The organism is Mycobacterium florentinum, assembly GCF_010730355.1.
Taxonomy (GTDB): Bacteria; Actinomycetota; Actinomycetes; order Mycobacteriales; family Mycobacteriaceae; genus Mycobacterium; species Mycobacterium florentinum.
Map to the genome: position 1 here is coordinate 1018528 of NZ_AP022576.1, position 14929 is coordinate 1033456.

At 66.9% G+C, this 14929-nt stretch carries 15 protein-coding genes and 1 pseudogene; 3 read left to right on the forward strand and 13 right to left on the reverse strand.

Annotated elements, in window-relative coordinates; all coding sequences use genetic code 11:
* Window positions 1-105 precede the first annotated feature (105 nt).
* The 10 genes from G6N55_RS04775 to G6N55_RS04820 all read right to left on the reverse strand — a co-directional run bounded on the left by G6N55_RS04775 (window position 106) and on the right by G6N55_RS04820 (window position 10284).
* The gene (locus tag G6N55_RS04775; RefSeq protein ID WP_085225547.1) at window positions 106-1017 is read right to left on the reverse strand and encodes an acyl-CoA thioesterase II; all 912 of its coding nucleotides are present in this window, start codon (window positions 1015-1017) and stop codon (window positions 106-108) included.
* Between the two features lie 16 nt (window positions 1018-1033).
* The gene (gene pyk / locus G6N55_RS04780) at window positions 1034-2452 is read right to left on the reverse strand and encodes a pyruvate kinase (RefSeq protein WP_085225696.1); all 1419 of its coding nucleotides are present in this window, start codon (window positions 2450-2452) and stop codon (window positions 1034-1036) included.
* A 108-nt stretch (window positions 2453-2560) separates the two neighbouring features.
* The gene (locus G6N55_RS04785; protein ID WP_085225549.1) at window positions 2561-2989 is read right to left on the reverse strand and encodes a DUF2752 domain-containing protein; all 429 of its coding nucleotides are present in this window, start codon (window positions 2987-2989) and stop codon (window positions 2561-2563) included.
* Window positions 2979-3365 carry a TM2 domain-containing protein gene (locus G6N55_RS04790; protein ID WP_085225551.1) on the reverse strand — a complete coding sequence of 129 codons (387 nt, stop codon included), beginning with the start codon at window positions 3363-3365 and terminating at the stop codon, window positions 2979-2981. Before G6N55_RS04790 ends, G6N55_RS04785 begins: the two co-directional genes overlap by 11 nt.
* A gap of 53 nt (window positions 3366-3418) precedes the next feature.
* The gene (locus tag G6N55_RS04795) at window positions 3419-5065 is read right to left on the reverse strand and encodes a prolipoprotein diacylglyceryl transferase (RefSeq protein ID WP_085225553.1); all 1647 of its coding nucleotides are present in this window, start codon (window positions 5063-5065) and stop codon (window positions 3419-3421) included.
* Window positions 5062-5862, reverse strand: coding sequence for a tryptophan synthase subunit alpha (trpA, locus tag G6N55_RS04800; protein ID WP_085225555.1), 801 nt, complete (start codon window positions 5860-5862; stop codon window positions 5062-5064). Before trpA ends, G6N55_RS04795 begins: the two co-directional genes overlap by 4 nt.
* Window positions 5859-7124 carry a tryptophan synthase subunit beta gene (trpB, locus tag G6N55_RS04805; protein ID WP_085225557.1) on the reverse strand — a complete coding sequence of 422 codons (1266 nt, stop codon included), beginning with the start codon at window positions 7122-7124 and terminating at the stop codon, window positions 5859-5861. The genes trpA and trpB overlap by 4 nt, the downstream gene beginning before the upstream one ends.
* Window positions 7125-7162: 38 nt before the next feature.
* Window positions 7163-7981: an indole-3-glycerol phosphate synthase TrpC gene (gene trpC, locus G6N55_RS04810; protein WP_085225559.1), complete on the reverse strand. Its 819-nt coding sequence runs from the start codon at window positions 7979-7981 to the stop codon at window positions 7163-7165.
* 103 nt (window positions 7982-8084) lie between these two features.
* On the reverse strand, window positions 8085-8753 hold the full coding sequence (locus G6N55_RS04815; protein WP_085225561.1) for a TIGR02234 family membrane protein: 669 nt from the start codon (window positions 8751-8753) through the stop codon (window positions 8085-8087).
* The gene (locus tag G6N55_RS04820) at window positions 8746-10284 is read right to left on the reverse strand and encodes an anthranilate synthase component I (RefSeq protein WP_085225563.1); all 1539 of its coding nucleotides are present in this window, start codon (window positions 10282-10284) and stop codon (window positions 8746-8748) included. The genes G6N55_RS04815 and G6N55_RS04820 overlap by 8 nt, the downstream gene beginning before the upstream one ends.
* Window positions 10285-10389: 105 nt before the next feature.
* Here G6N55_RS04820 and G6N55_RS04825 point away from each other — a divergent pair, with 105 nt between their 5' ends.
* On the forward strand, window positions 10390-10854 hold the full coding sequence (locus tag G6N55_RS04825; protein WP_085225565.1) for a peroxiredoxin: 465 nt from the start codon (window positions 10390-10392) through the stop codon (window positions 10852-10854).
* Between the two features lie 31 nt (window positions 10855-10885).
* Here the strand turns inward: G6N55_RS04825 and G6N55_RS04830 are convergent.
* Window positions 10886-11591: pseudogene (locus G6N55_RS04830) on the reverse strand (calcium:proton antiporter); the annotation flags it as partial.
* An 86-nt stretch (window positions 11592-11677) separates the two neighbouring features.
* On the opposite strand from G6N55_RS04830, the gene G6N55_RS04835 reads away from it, so the two are divergent.
* Together G6N55_RS04835 and G6N55_RS04840 are read left to right on the forward strand one after the other, a co-directional pair.
* A complete protein-coding gene (locus tag G6N55_RS04835) occupies window positions 11678-13171 on the forward strand; it encodes a serine/threonine-protein kinase (protein ID WP_085225567.1) in 1494 nt (497 codons plus the stop codon).
* Window positions 13172-13329: 158 nt separating this feature from the next.
* Window positions 13330-13803: a ferritin-like domain-containing protein gene (locus G6N55_RS04840; protein WP_139827034.1), complete on the forward strand. Its 474-nt coding sequence runs from the start codon at window positions 13330-13332 to the stop codon at window positions 13801-13803.
* On the opposite strand, the gene hisI is transcribed toward G6N55_RS04840, so the two are convergent.
* A complete protein-coding gene (gene hisI, locus G6N55_RS04845) occupies window positions 13800-14147 on the reverse strand; it encodes a phosphoribosyl-AMP cyclohydrolase (RefSeq protein ID WP_085225571.1) in 348 nt (115 codons plus the stop codon). The genes G6N55_RS04840 and hisI overlap by 4 nt on opposite strands.
* Entirely contained in the window at window positions 14144-14929 is a 786-nt protein-coding gene (hisF, locus tag G6N55_RS04850) for an imidazole glycerol phosphate synthase subunit HisF (protein ID WP_085225573.1), read from the reverse strand. The genes hisI and hisF overlap by 4 nt, the downstream gene beginning before the upstream one ends.

Genomic DNA, 14929 nt, shown 5'->3' on the forward strand with positions numbered 1-14929 from the left:
GGGTGGCGCTGGTCCCATCGAATACCCGGCACACTCGAAGTTACGCTCAATTGCGGCCCCGCAGAACCGAAATCGGACCGATGTCCGGTAACTATTCGATAACCGTTAGCGGCCCGAGGGCGGAAAGTATTTCAGCACGCCTTCTTGGGTCACGGTGGCGACGATTTGACCGGCGCCGTCGAAGAAGTGGCCGGTGCCGAGCCCGCGGGAGTCCGCGGCCACCGGCGACGAGGTCGAATACAACACCCAGTCGTTGAAGTCGACCTGCCGGTGAAACCACACCGAATGATTGGTCGACGCGGCAAAAATGCGGTCGAAGCCCCACGACAGCCCGTGGGTGGTGATCACCGAATCCAGCACCGTGGTGTCCGAGGAGTACACCATCATCGCGGTGTGCAGCACCGGGTCGTCGGGCACTTTGCCCAGCGCCTTGAGCCACACCCGGTTGTGCGGCAGCCGCTCCCCCTTGTCCCGCATCACCCACGCCGGGTCGTTGGTGTAGCGCCATTCGATCGGCTGCAGGGCGTTGACGAAGTGCGGGACCGTCTCCTCGTAGCCGCGCAACAAATCGCCAAGCGGCGGCTGGGCGTGGGCCTCGCCCACCTGGGGCGGCTCGACGGAGTGCTCCAGGCCGCGTCCGCCGGACATGTAGGCGACCATCGCCGAGGACAACAGTGTGCCGTCCTGCACGGCGTCGACGCGCCGGTTGGCGAAGCGCCGCTCGTCCCGCAACCGGGAGACGTGGAATTCGATGTCCTTGCTCGTGTCACCGCCGTTGATGAAATGCACCGAGAGCGCGCTGGGCGGCAGATCGTCGCGGATCAGGCTGCGGCTGCTTGCGACGAACGATTGCGCCATGAGCTGCCCACCGAAAGTCCGCATCGGGTTCTTGCTGGGATGGGACCCGAGGAACAGGTCGTCGCCCACGCGATTGAGGTCTAGGACCGCCAGCAGCTCTTCAAAATCAGGCGAGCAGTCGGTGTTCGGCTCTCCGTCAGACTCGAAGCCGGCCGGCACGGGCTCTCCTTACGCGTTAGAGGTCGTCCTCCCCGATCCGGTGGACGTGGATCAGGTTGGTTGACCCTACTGTGCCAGGTGGAGCGCCGGCGACGATCACCACCAGGTCGCCCCGCTTGTATCGGCCCAGCTCGAGCAGCGATTTGTCGGCCTGACGGATCATCTCGTCGGTGGAATCCATGATGGGGACGATGAACGTCTCGGTGCCCCACGTCATGGCCAGCTGGCTGCGCACCTCGGGCCAGGCCGTGAAGGCCAGCAGCGGCAACGGGGTGTGCAGGCGCGCGAGCCGCTTCACGGTGTCGCCGGACTGCGTGAAGGCGACCAACGCCTTGGCGTCGAGCCGTTCGCCGATGTCGCGGGCGGCGTAGGAGATCACTCCTCGTTTGGTGCGCGGCACATGGGTCAACGGCGGGGCGGCCGTGGAGTTGTCCTCGACCGCGGTCACGATGCGGGCCATGGTGCGGACGGCGGCCAGCGGGTACTTCCCGACGGAGGTCTCCCCGGACAACATCACCGCATCGGCGCCGTCGAGCACCGCGTTCGCGACGTCGGAGGCCTCGGCCCGGGTGGGCCGCGAGCTTTCGATCATCGACTCGAGCATCTGCGTGGCGACGATGACGGGCTTGGCGTTCTCGCGGGCCATCTGAATCGCCCGCTTCTGCACCAGCGGAACCTCTTCGAGTGGCAGCTCGACGCCGAGGTCGCCGCGCGCCACCATGATGGCGTCGAAGGCCAGCACGATCGCCTCGAGATTGTCGATCGCTTCCGGCTTTTCCAGTTTGGCGATCACCGGCACCCGGCGCCCGACCCGATCCATCACCTCGTGGACCAGCTCGACATCCGATGGCGAACGCACGAAAGACAGCGCTACAAGGTCGACGCCCAGATCCAGAGCAAAGATCAGATCGTCGATGTCCTTCTCCGACAAGGCCGGCGCGGACACGTTCATTCCGGGCAACGACATGCCCTTGTTATTGCTGACCGGGCCGCCCTCGGTGACGGTGCAGATGACGTCGTCGCCCTCGATACCCGCAACGACCAGCCCGACCTTGCCGTCGTCGACCAGAACCCGGTCACCGACCACCGCGTCCTTGGACAACGTCTTGTAGGTGGTCGAAACCCGGTCATGGGTTCCTTCGCAGTCTTCGACGGTGATCCGGATCGTTTCCCCGTCGGCCCAGTAGGTAGACCCGGTAGCGAAGCGCCCGAGCCGGATCTTCGGGCCTTGCAGGTCGGCGAGCACCCCGACGGCGCGCCCGGTGGCGTCCGAGGCGGCACGCACCCGCTCGTAGGCGGCCTTGTGATCCGCATAGTCGCCGTGGCTGAAGTTCATTCGGGCGACGTCCATTCCGGCCTCGACCAGTGCCAAAATCAGTTCGTCCGTTTGGGTTGCAGGGCCAAGGGTGCAGACGATCTTTCCGCGTCTACTCACGCCGAACAGCTTAGTCGTGCCATCGGTTGTGGGGGTGACTCCCAGGTGGACGCGCATTGAGCCATCGGGAAATCACGACGATGGGCGGCGAGGCGATTTCGTGGCCGGCTATCCACTGAGCATCGTCGGCACCAGCGGAAACCCGGGCATGTTGCGCAGCACCGTCCACGCGATCGTCATGACAGTGATGGTGATCACCGCCGCTATTGGTAGCGCGCGTCGGCCCTGCCGCCAGCGCACCAGCAGCAGCCCGGCCAAGGCCGGCAAACCGACCAGCAGGAAGACGTTGTCGTAGATGCTGGCCACCAGGTGGCCGTGCAGCAGGTCATGTGTCATCCGAAGCCCGCCGCAGAAGGGGCAGTTCCAGCCGGTGAGCCATTTGAACGGACAGAGCGGGTAGGTCGAATTCGCGTTGTGCGGGTCGACGGATCCGACGTAGCCGAGTGCTCCGGCCAGCAGCACGCCGGTACCGGCGGCGATGTAGCGACCGTGACGGGGACGCTGGGCTCCCGTGCGGGAGGCCGAGTCAGGTTCCATCGCGCAGCGGGCGACCCTGCGGGTCGTTGACCTTGTCGGTCAGGATCAGCACGGCGTCGATGATGCTCCAGATCAAACCGACTCCGCAGGTGAGCAGGCCGACGAGCAGTTGCGCGACGCCCAGTCCGACGTCGCCGATGTAGAAGCGGCCGACCCCGCCGATGCCGACCAGGCTGAGTAGCTGCAGCAGACCGGCGATGGTCTTCGACTTGTCCGAGTACGGCAGACCCGTCACCGGGTGACGGCCATAGGGGGCCGCCGGATCGTACCCGGGGCCCGGGTACGGCTGGTATTGCGGGTACGGCGGTGGATATCCCGACGGCTGCGGTGGTGGTGCGCCTGGGTTTGGGGCATCGCTCCACGACGGTTCGCTCACGGATTCAGCATGCCAGATGAACTGGGCGTACCCCAGCCTCAACGAGTCGTTTGCTAGCGGCCCGAACGCCGGCTCCGTAGCCGAGACAACGGCCCGCGGCGCCGCGTGCCCTTGTCGTCCCCGCTGGTTGGGGTCTCGACTTCGTCGGCTGCGGGTTCTTCGGATGCCGAGTCGACGACCGGGGCAGGCTCCGGCTCGCCCTCCGCGGCTTCTTCGACAGTTTCTTCCGGTTCGCTGACCTCGGCCTCGGCCGCGGGCTCTTCAGCGTCCGACTCGGGCTCGGCATCAGCCTCGGGCTCGGCAGCCTCGGGCTCGGCTTCCGGTTCTTTCGCTTCGGAGTCTTCGACTTTCGGCTCCTCGGCCTCAGGTTCCTCAGGGTCCTCGGCCTCAGGCTCCTCAGCCTCGACGGCCTGTGTCTCTTCAGCTTCGGGCTCCCCGGCTACCGCCTCTTCGGCTTCCGGTTCCTCAGCTTCGGACTCCTCCGCGTCTGCCTCGGCCTCTGGCTCTTCAGCCTCTTCAGCTTCGGGCTCCTCCGCCTCAACCTCTTCAGCTTCGGCTTCCTCAGCTTCGGCGTCAGGCTCCTCGACTGCGGCCTCTCCAGGCTCCTCGACTGCGTGCTCCTCGGCCTCGGGCTCCTCGACCGTCGCCGTTTCGAGCGGCTCGGCTGCGTGCTCCTCGACCGTCGCCGTTTCGAGCGGCTCGGGTGAATCCGCCGAACCACCGTCATCGTCGGCAGCGGCGCCCGTCGCGGCCGTCGTCGCGGAAGCCGCAGCGACACTGGCGAGTTCCTCAGTCGGCTCGACTTCGGGCTCAGATTCCGCTTCGGCCTCGGCGCTCTTGCCGCGCAAGCTCTCGGGATCCTCGCGTCCCTTCGGCGCCAAAACGATGTAGACGACGGCGCCGATGAATACGAAAGTCGATGTAAACGAGTTGATCCGGATACCGGCGATGTGGGTGGCGGTGTCGTCACGCATCAGCTCAACCCAGAAGCGCCCGACGCAGTAGAGCGCGACATACGTCGCAAAGAGCCGCCCATGACCGATTGCGTACCGCCGATCGATGTAAATCAGTACCGCGAAAACCAGGATGTTCCATAGCAATTCATACAGAAACGTCGGTTGCACGACGACCGCGAGTTGCCCGGTCGACACACCGTCGAGCGAATGCGGGTCGATGTATCCCGACGGATCGCGGCGATAGAAGATTTCCAGGCCCCACGGCAGCGTGGTCTCGCGGCCGTAGAGTTCCTGGTTGAAGTAGTTCCCGAGCCGACCGATGGCCTGCGCCAAGATGATTCCCGGGGCAACTGCGTCGAGGAAGCCCGGCAACGGGATTCCGCGCCGGCGGCAACCGATCCAGCCGCCGAGCACGCCGAAGGCCACCGCGCCCCAAATGCCCAACCCGCCGTCCCAGATTCGGAACGCCGCGGCGAAGCCGGCTCCACCCGGGCCCCAATACGTCCGCCAATCGGTGGCCAGGTGGTAGAGCCTGCCGCCGACCAAACCGAACGGCACCACCCACAACGCGATGTCGTAAATCACCCCGCGCTCCCCGCCGCGGGCCGCCCATCGCCGATCGCCAATCATCAGCGCGACCACGATTCCGGTGATGATGAACAGCGCGTACGCGCGAATCGGCAACGGCCCAAGGTGCCAGACACCTTGCGGTGGGCTGGGGAAATAAGTGGGCAACATCGTCATGATGTCGACACTCGCACACCTTCGGCCAATTCCTGGGTCAAGGCACGCAAGCTCGGCAGACCGTCGGCGAGCGCCGAAACCAGGGCCGAACCGACAATCACGCCGTCGGCGTAGGCGCCGATCTGGGCGGCCTGCTCACGCGATCGCACGCCGAGGCCCACGCCAACAGGGATGTCGGACACCGCTTTGACCCGGCTGACCAGTTCGGATGCGGCGTTCGACACCGCGTCGCGCGCCCCGGTCACGCCCATCGTCGAGGCCGCATAGACGAACCCGCGCGACGCCTCAATCGTGGTCACCAGACGCTGCGGCGTCGACGAGGGCGCCACCAGAAAGATGCGATCCAACCGATGCTCGTCGGAGGCGGCCATCCACTCTTCGGCCTCGTCGGGAATCAGATCCGGGGTGATGAGCCCGTGTCCGCCCGCCGAGGCCAGGTCGCGCGCGAACGCGTCAACCCCGTAGCGCAGCACCGGGTTCCAGTACGTCATCACCACCGCACGACCGCCGGCCGAGCTGATCGCTTCGACGGCGGCCAGCGTGTCGCGAACGCGCACTCCCTCACGCAAAGCGGCCTCGGTGGCGCGCGCGATCGTCGGGCCGTCCATGCCCGGATCGGAATACGGCACACCGACTTCGATGAGGTCACAACCCGATTCGACGAGAGCGGTCATCGCGTCCATCGAGGTCCGCACGTCGGGATAGCCGGTGGGCAGATATCCGATCAGCGCTGCGCGGTTTTCGGCACGGCACGCATCGAAAAGCGGTGCCAGGCTGCTGGCGTGCTCCACCGTCATCGCTTGTCCTGCTCGTCCATCAGGCCGAACCATTTCGCGGCCGTTTCGACATCCTTGTCGCCGCGGCCCGACAGGTTCACCACAATGACTGCGCCGCTGCCCAATTCGTTACCGAGTTTCAGGGCACCGGCCACGGCGTGCGCGGATTCGATGGCCGGGATGATGCCCTCGGTGCGGCACAGCAGGCCAAACGCTTCCATCGCCTCGGCATCGGTGATCGGCCGGTATTCGGCGCGCCCGGTCTCCCGCAGCCACGCGTGCTCCGGGCCCACCCCGGGGTAGTCCAAACCCGCTGAGATCGAATGGGATTCGATTGTCTGACCGTCTTCGTCCTGCAGCAGATACGAGAACGACCCCTGAAACGCCCCGGGTGACCCGCCGGTGAAGGTCGCCGCGTGCCGGCCGGTCTCGACGCCGTCGCCCGCCGCCTCGTACCCCACCAGCCGCACACCGGGGTCGTCGATGAAGGCGTGGAAGATTCCGATGGCGTTGGAACCGCCGCCGACGCACGCCGTGACAGCGTCGGGCAGCCGGCCGGCCTGCGTCTGAATCTGCGCGCGCGCCTCGAGCCCGATGATGCGCTGGAAATCGCGGACCATCGTCGGGAAGGGGTGCGGTCCTGCCGCGGTACCGAAGCAGTAGTACGTGTTGTCGGCGTTGGTGACCCAGTCGCGGAACGCCTCGTTGATGGCGTCTTTCAGCGTTTGCGAACCGGTGTCGACCGAGACCACCTCGGCGCCCAACAGCCGCATCCGCGCCACGTTGAGCGCTTGGCGCGCCGTGTCGACCGCGCCCATGTAGATCACGCACTCCAGGCCGAGCAACGCGCAGGCGGTGGCCGTGGCCACACCGTGCTGCCCGGCGCCCGTCTCCGCGATCACCCGGGTCTTGCCCATCCTGCTGGCGAGCAGCGCCTGACCGAGCACGTTGTTGATCTTGTGAGAACCGGTGTGGTTCAGGTCTTCTCGCTTGAGGAAAAGGCGTGCCGAGCCGGCGTGTTCGCTCAGCCGGGTGGCCTCATACAGCGGCGACGGCCGGCCCGCGTAGTTGGCCTGCAGGTCGTCCAGCAGATTCAGGAACTCCGGATTGACGCGTTCCTTCTCGTAGGCCGCGGTGACTTCTTCGATCACCGCCATCAACGCCTCGGCGACGTAGCGACCGCCGTACACACCGAAATGCCCGCCCGAGTCGGGGTCGTGTCGGGTGGGTTCGGAGACGGCCGCGCTCGAAAGCGGAAGGGCGGGGCGAGTTAAATCCACCATCACCAATGCTCAACGCGGGGATGGTTCATCAGGTTCAACTAGCGAGACGGCTTCGGACAGGACGGGTGGGTGCCCGCGGTCACCAGATCGGCGACCGCGGCCCGCGGGTCGCCACTTTTGACCAGGCCCTCACCGACGAGGACGGCGTCAGCGCCGGCGCCGGCATAGGCCAACAGGTCCGCGGTTCCCCGCACCCCGGATTCGGCGATCCTGATGACGTTGCTGGGCAGTCCGGGCGCGATCCGCGAGAAGCTATCGCGGTCCACATGCAGCGTCTTGAGATCGCGGGCATTGACCCCGATCACGTTGGCCCCGGCCTTCAGCGCCCGGTCGGCCTCTTCTTCGGTGTGGACCTCGACAAGCGCGGTCATACCAAGCGATTCGGTGCGGTCGAGCATGGCCGCCAGCGCCGACTGCTCCAGGGCGGCGACGATCAGCAGCAGCATGTCGGCGCCGTGCGCACGCGCCTCGTGAATCTGATAGGGCTGCACCACAAAGTCTTTGCGCAAGACCGGAATCGACACGGCGGCCCGCACCGCATCCAGGTCGTCGAGCGAGCCGTTGAAGCGCCGCTCCTCGGTCAACACGCTGATGATCCGGGCCCCGCCGTCCTCGTAGGCCTGAGCCAACTTGGCCGGATCGGCAATGGGCGCTAACGAACCCGCCGACGGACTGGCGCGCTTGACCTCGGCGATGACGCCGATCCCGGGCTCGCGCAGGGCGGCCATCACATCGAGAGGGGGCGGCGCCGCGGCGGCGGCCGCTTTGATCTCGGGAAGCGAGATACGGGCTTCGCGCGCGGCAACATCGGCCCGGACTCCCTCGAGGATGGAGTCAAGGACAGTCGCCGGACTCATACCTGTCGTTTCCCTTCGCAAATGTCACTCACGGTCACCTAACCGGTTTCGAGCCGATTTCGACGACGTCAATGAAGGGTAGCGACCGTCGGCTCGCGACCCTTCACCGACCCTCGGTGTCAGACTCGCTGGGCCGATCCGTCGGGTCGTGCCCCTCATCGAGTGCGTCCCAGATCATCCGCTCCGACATCTCTGGGGCCCCCGGCTCCTCCAGCATCGCCCCATCGGCGCCTTCGCGTCGCGCAATTGAGCGGCGGGTCGCCGGCGCGGCGTATTTTTTTGCCCCGGCGCGTGCCAGCATCGCCGACCGCATCAACAGCACCGCGGCGATCAACGTGCACACCGCGGCGGCCACCGCGAACCCCGCTCCCCAGTACCGCCGCTCGCTGCCCACCAGCGTCACCAGCGAAATATGGGCAAGTTCGGTTCCCCGCACCGCCACGTCCGGCAACACCCACAGGCTGACACCCAGATAGCCGATCGCCAGGCTGATCACGGCCAGCAGCCCCGCCACCGCCCGCAGCACCCAGCCCCGCACCGCGAGCGCCGCGACGGCGGTGGCCAGCATCAGCAGCGCCAACGGCAGCAGCACCGTCGACCACGACGCGCCGGCCAGGATCACTTCCTTGGGCGGTCCCAGCCCGTCGAACGACCGAATGACGACCCACGGCAATCGCGAGGCCGTCCACAGCAGGCCCGCGGCGATCACCAGCAGGAGCTGGGCGATGCCGATCGTCAGCCGGGCCCGCCGGTCCGGCCGGGCATCAGCCATTGCGGGTTGCGTCCGGGGCGCCGAGCGTCTGTGCGGCGGCGATAGCGTTCAGCACCGCGCGCGCCTTGTTGCTCGCCTCGGTGTACTCGTAAGGACCGTTGGAATCGGCGACCACCCCGCCGCCGGCCTGGACATACGCGGTGCCGTTGCGCATCAGCGCGGTGCGGATGGCGATCGCGAAGTCGGCGTTGCCGGCGAAATCGAGGTAGCCGAGCACGCCGCCGTAGACACCGCGGCGCGTCTTCTCCACCTCTTCGATCAGCTCCATGGCCCGCACCTTGGGCGCGCCGGACAGCGTGCCGGCCGGGAAACACGCCGTGACGGCGTCCAACGCGGTGCGGCCCGCGCCGAGCATGCCGGTCACCGTGGAGACCAGGTGCATCACGTGGCTATAGCGCTCGATGTGGCTGTAGTCCTCGACGCGTACGGTGCCTGGTGTGCAGACCCGGCCGAGGTCGTTGCGGCCGAGGTCGACCAGCATCAGATGCTCGGCGCGTTCCTTGTCGTCGGACAGCAGCTCCTTTTCCAGCAGCTGATCTTCTTCCTCGTTCTGCCCCCGCCACCGGGTACCGGCGATCGGATGCGTGGTGGCGCGGCCGTCGACGACGGTGACGAGTGCCTCCGGGCTGGATCCGACGATCGAAAAGTCGGTCACACCAGCACTATTCGGCACATGCAGCAGATACATGTAGGGGCTCGGATTGGTCACCCGCAGAATCCGGTAGACGTCGATCGGGTCGACGTCGGTGTCCATCTCGAAGCGCTGCGAGGGCACCACCTGGAAGGCTTCGCCCGCCGCGATCTGCTCGACGAGGTAGTCGACGATCTTCCCGTATTCCTCGACCGTGCGTTGCGCCCGATACTGCGGCTCGGGCCTGCTGAAGGTGGCCACAGTCGACGGCAGCGGCTGGCCCAGCGCCTCGGTCATCACATCCAGGCGCGCGACGGCGTCGTCGTAGGCCTCGTCGACCCGTTCGTCGGTCCCGTTCCAGTTCACCGCGTTGGCGATCAGCGTGATGGTGCCCTCGTGGTGGTCGACCGCCGCCACATCGGTGGCCAGCAGCATCAGCATGTCCGGCAGCCCAAGGTCGTCGACGGCCATTTCCGGCAGACGTTCCAGGCGCCGCACCATGTCGTAGGCGAAGAACCCCACCAGTCCGCCCGACAGCGGCGGGAGCCCCGGCACCGCGGCCGTTGCCAGCAGCTCAAGAGTCGCCTGCAGCGCCTCCAGCGGGTCGCCGACGGTGGGCGCATCCTGCGGCACCGCACCCAGCCACACCGCTTGGCCGTCGCGCACGGTCAATGCCGACGGCGACCCCGCCCCGATGAACGACCATCGTGACCACGACCGGCCGTTCTCAGCGGACTCCAGCAGGAAAGTGCCGGGTCGATTGTCGGCCAGCTTGCGGTATGCCGACAGCGGCGTCTCGCTGTCGGCCAAGACCTTCCGGGTCACCGGAACAAAGCGGTGCCCGGCCGCGAGCAGGCGAAATTCCTCTCGTGAGGTCGTGTCGGCGAGGTGAGGATGCACCAAACCATCCTCGCAGATCCGTTTGCCCGGATCGGGTCCGCCCGACGACCAGCCGGCCGCGCAGCGGGGTGCGTGGAGTCGGGCAATCGGCGTAGCGTGACGGCCATGAAAACTGGTGACACAGTGGCCGACTTCGAACTTCCCGATCAGACCGGAACGCCGCGCAAGCTCAGCGCCCTGCTCGCCGACGGCCCGGTGGTGCTGTTCTTCTACCCCGCGGCAATGACTCCCGGGTGCACCAAGGAAGCCTGCCATTTCCGCGACCTGGCATCCGAATTCGCGGCGGTCGGCGCCAACCGCGTCGGCATCAGCACCGACGCCGTGCAAAAGCAGGCCAAGTTCGCGGACAAGGAGAGCTTCGACTACCCGCTGCTGTCGGACAGCGACGGCAGCGTCGCCACCCAGTTCGGCGTCAAACGCGGCCTGCTCGGCAAGCTGATGCCGGTCAAGCGCACGACGTTCGTGATCGACACCGATCGCAAGGTGCTCAACGTGATCGCCAGCGAGTTCAGCATGGACGCGCACGCCGACCAGGCGCTGCAGACACTACGGGCCCGTTCGTCGGCGTAATCGGCTGTGCGGCTTGGTGTTACGGAATGATCGCCAAGAACACGAACGCGGCCAGCAGCACCAGGTGCAGTCCCAGGCTGCGCAGCGCCCTGGCGTTGCTCGGCGGCTCGGCATGGCTTTCCTCGTCGAAGATGCTCTGCTGACCTTTCTGCGCGACGGGCAGGAAGAAGTCGCGATGTCGCCACCGTCTGAGTGAAAACGAACAGCAGGTAGAGCAGCAGCGCGGCGACGGCGGCGAATACGAGCTGCCCCGGCGAGACTTCCTGACCACCACGGGTGGTGGTGAAGGTCGGCAGCACCAGGCTCAGCGTCGCCAGCGTGGTGAGCGTGGCCAGCGCCGCACCGCTGCCGTGCGGGTTGAACAACGTCACGCCGTAGCGGTGCGAACCCAGCAGCGGTGACAACCCGGCAATGCCGTTCGTGGTGATCATCAGCGCCGCGAACGCGGTGTCTCGGGCCAGCGTCGCCGCCTCGTTGCCGCCCGAGGCCATCAGCTCGACGATCAGCGCCAGTTCGATGACCGTGACCGCCGTGGCGAGCAGCAGCGAACCGAACGGCTCCCCGACTCGGTGCGCGACCACCTCGGCGTGGTGCACCGCGGCCAACACGGCACCGATGAGAAGGATCGCCTCGATCGCCGAAAGTATCGGCCCGGGGTGGCCGCCGCCCCGGGTCAGTGCCAGCGTGACAAGGGCGATCAGCGGCACCGCGACGTTCCAGGAGATCCGTTCGCGCATCGCCGCCCATTGTCACCGAAATCCTCGGTCTGTGCCGAGTCTCGATTAGCCGGCCGCCGCCATCACCGCCTCAGTAGCATGCTCACATGCTGCAAAGCGATGGCCTACCCGAAGGCGCCGTGTTCGCTGGATACACGATCGTTCGGCGGCTGGGGGCCGGGGGGATGGGCGAGGTATACCTGGCGCAGCACCCGCGGCTGCCCCGTCGCGACGCCCTGAAGATCTTGCCCGGTGAGCTCACCGAGAACCTCGAGTTTCGGCAACGCTTCAACCGGGAGGCCGACCTCGCCGCGAGCCTGTACAACGGGCACATCGTCGGCATCCACGACCGCGGCGAATACGAAGGGCAACTGTGGATTTCGATGGATTACGTCGAGGGCACCGACGCCGCGCAGCTGCTGCGCCAGTATCCGTCGGGAATGCCGAAGGTCGATGTCGTCGAGATCATCACGGCCATGGCCGACGCGCTGGACTACGCGCATTCGCGCGGCCTGCTGCACCGCGACGTCAAGCCCGCCAACATCCTGCTCACCGAGGCGACGCCCCGGCGGCGAATCCTGCTGGCCGATTTCGGCATTGCCCGCGAGCTAGGCGAAATCAGCGGTCTCACAGCGACAAACATGATGATGGGCACCACCGCCTATTGTGCGCCCGAGCAGTTGCAGGGTTTGAATCTCGACGGACGCGCCGACCAATACGCGCTGGGCTGCACCGCGTTCAACCTGTTGACCGGGTCCGCCCCCTTTCACGGCTCCAATCCGGCGGTGGTCATCACGCAGCATTTGTCCGCGCCGCCGCCGCCGGTCAGTGAGCGCCGGCCCGAGTTGGCCGACCTCGACGGCGCGCTCGCCAAAGCGCTCGCCAAGGACCCGGCCGACCGTTATGCGACGTGTGCGGATTTCGCGGCCGCGCTTTCAAGCCGGCTCGGCGCCGCGGCGGCCGAGGCCGTAGCTCCGACCCAGGCGGCCGCGATTGCGACGGAGGTGATCGCCACGCCGCAAACCGCCTCGGCCACAACGCCTCCCGTGCGCAGCAACCGGCGCACGGCGGTGGCGGTCGCGGCGATCGTCGGGGTCGCGCTGGTCGGCCTCGCGGTGCTCGTCGGTGTCCGCCTGCTCGGCGGGTCGAACCAATCCGGCAACAGCGGAGCCGCCTCGCCGTCGGTGGCGCGGCCCAGCAGCCAACCGCCGGCCAAACCGGCGCTCAAGCTGTCCGGCCAAATCACCGACAACGCGAATGCGCTCGGCCCGCTTGAGTACGACGCGGTGAACCGGGCGATCAGGAAGCTCTACGACACGCGCGGCACCCGGCTGTGGGTGGTGTACGTCAGGAACTTCGACGGCCTCAAGCCGCTGCGCTGGGCCGAGGACATCATGCGCGCAAACAACTTCACCGATAACGACGCGATCCTGGCCGTGGCCACCGAGGAGCCGGCCTACTCGTTCCGGGTGCCGAACGCGGTGATCAACGGGAGGGCGATCGATCTCGAAGTCATTCGGCGCGACCGCATTTCACCGGCGGTGTTCCGGCACGAGTGGCCTCGCGCGGCGATCGCCGCGGCCAACGGTTTGGACGCGTAGGTCCGGGCAAATTCTCGGGTGTTGATCGAGGACCTCAATCGACAGGTTCGGTAGCTGAGTCGGTAGTTTTGCGGATGTCATGTTCGCGTGGAGTTGGCATAGTCCGTAGCGGTCTTGTGGTGGGAGACGTTTCTGCTCGCCGACCCAGGAGGAATCCGTTGACAGTGCCACCGCCGTCCCTGGTGCACGTTCTCGACCGCTACCGCTCCATCGAAGGTTGGAACGCTGAGTACCTCGCCCGTTGGATCGACGTCACTTCAGATCCGGGCCTGCGCGGTGGGCTGAGGACGATTCTGCGCCGCGAGCAGGCCCACGCCGCAGAACTCGAAAGCCGGCTCAGCGAACTGGGTGGCGCCCAAGACGCCAAGATCTCCGATGGGCAACGAGAGCAGTCTTTCGAATTCTACGGTTCACCCGACGTGCGTGACCTCGATAAGCTGGCTTCGTTGGTCAACATCTTCCGCGAACCGGAGAAACTGCTCGGCTTCGTCCACGGTGCAGTAGCTGGCGATCACGACGACGAGCAGACGCGTGAGCTCCTTCGTACGATCATCGACGACGAGATGGCGACGATCAAGTGGGTGCGGACTGCCTACGAGCAACGGGCGGACGGCCAGGCCAACGACGGCTAATTCTCGGGCGCCAGCAGCTCGTCGGCATCGAAGCAGCTGTGGTCTCCGGTGTGGCAGGCGCCGCCGACCTGATCGACGGTCAACAGCACGGTGTCGCCGTCGCAGTCCAGCCGTACCGACTGCACCCGCTGGGTGTGGCCCGACGTCGCGCCCTTGATCCACTGCTCGCCGCGGGATCGTGAAAAGTAGGTCGCCTCACGGGTTTCCAGAGTGCGGGCCAACGCCGCGTCGTCCATCCAGGCGACCATCAGCACGTCGCCGCTGCCCCGCTCCTGCACGACGGCGGTGAACAGTCCGTCGGCATTGCGCTTGAGGCGCGCGGCGATGTTCGGGTCCAGCGTCATCGCACCGTAATCCCTTCCGCGGCCATCGCGGCCTTCACCTGCCGGATCGTCAGCTCACGGAAGTGAAAGACGCTGGCCGCCAACACCGCATCGGCACCGGCATCAACCGCCGGCGCGAAATGCTCCACCGCACCGGCGCCGCCGCTGGCGATCACCGGAACCGTGACCGCGGCGCGCACCGCGCGTAGCATCGCCAGATCGAAACCGGCCTTGGTGCCGTCGGCGTCCATCGAGTTGAGCAGAATCTCCCCCACGCCGAGGTCGGCACCGCGGGCAGCCCACTCGACGGCGTCGATGCCGGTGCCACGGCGGCCGCCGTGCGTGGTGACCTCCCAGCCAGACGGCGTCGGCGCCGAACCGGGCGGCACCGTGCGGGCGTCGACGGACAGCACGATGCATTGCGAGCCGAATTGCCTTGACATCTCGGCCAATAGCTCGGGGCGGGCGATCGCGGCGGTATTCACCGAAACCTTGTCCGCCCCGGCCCGCAGCAACACATCGACGTCCGCCACGGCACGCACGCCGCCGCCGACGGTCAGCGGGATGAACACCTGCTCGGCGGTATGGCGCACCACGTCGAGCATCGTCGCGCGGCCCGACGAGGACGCGGTCACGTCGAGGAACGTCAGCTCGTCGGCACCTTCGGCGTCATAGGCCGCGGCGAGTTCGACGGGATCACCCGCGTCGCGCAGGTTCTCGAAATTGACCCCCTTGACGACGCGACCGTCGTCGACGTCCAGGCACGGAATCACCCGCACGGCAAGATCGGTTCCCGACTGCAT

Excerpts from the sequence above, each read along its gene's own strand:
- G6N55_RS04785 (WP_085225549.1), bottom strand. The coding sequence starts at position 2,989 with ATGGAACCTGACTCGGCCTCCCGCACGGGAGCCCAGCGTCCCCGTCAC.
- G6N55_RS04795 (WP_085225553.1), bottom strand. The coding sequence starts at position 5,065 with ATGACGATGTTGCCCACTTATTTCCCCAGCCCACCGCAAGGTGTCTGG.
- trpA (WP_085225555.1), bottom strand. The coding sequence starts at position 5,862 with ATGACGGTGGAGCACGCCAGCAGCCTGGCACCGCTTTTCGATGCGTGC.
- trpB (WP_085225557.1), bottom strand. The coding sequence starts at position 7,124 with ATGGTGGATTTAACTCGCCCCGCCCTTCCGCTTTCGAGCGCGGCCGTC.
- trpC (WP_085225559.1), bottom strand. The coding sequence starts at position 7,981 with ATGAGTCCGGCGACTGTCCTTGACTCCATCCTCGAGGGAGTCCGGGCC.
- G6N55_RS04815 (WP_085225561.1), bottom strand. The coding sequence starts at position 8,753 with ATGGCTGATGCCCGGCCGGACCGGCGGGCCCGGCTGACGATCGGCATC.
- G6N55_RS04825 (WP_085225565.1), top strand. The coding sequence starts at position 10,390 with ATGAAAACTGGTGACACAGTGGCCGACTTCGAACTTCCCGATCAGACC.
- G6N55_RS04835 (WP_085225567.1), top strand. The coding sequence starts at position 11,678 with ATGCTGCAAAGCGATGGCCTACCCGAAGGCGCCGTGTTCGCTGGATAC.
- hisI (WP_085225571.1), bottom strand. The coding sequence starts at position 14,147 with ATGACGCTGGACCCGAACATCGCCGCGCGCCTCAAGCGCAATGCCGAC.
- hisF (WP_085225573.1), bottom strand. The coding sequence starts at position 14,929 with ATGCAGTCGGGAACCGATCTTGCCGTGCGGGTGATTCCGTGCCTGGAC.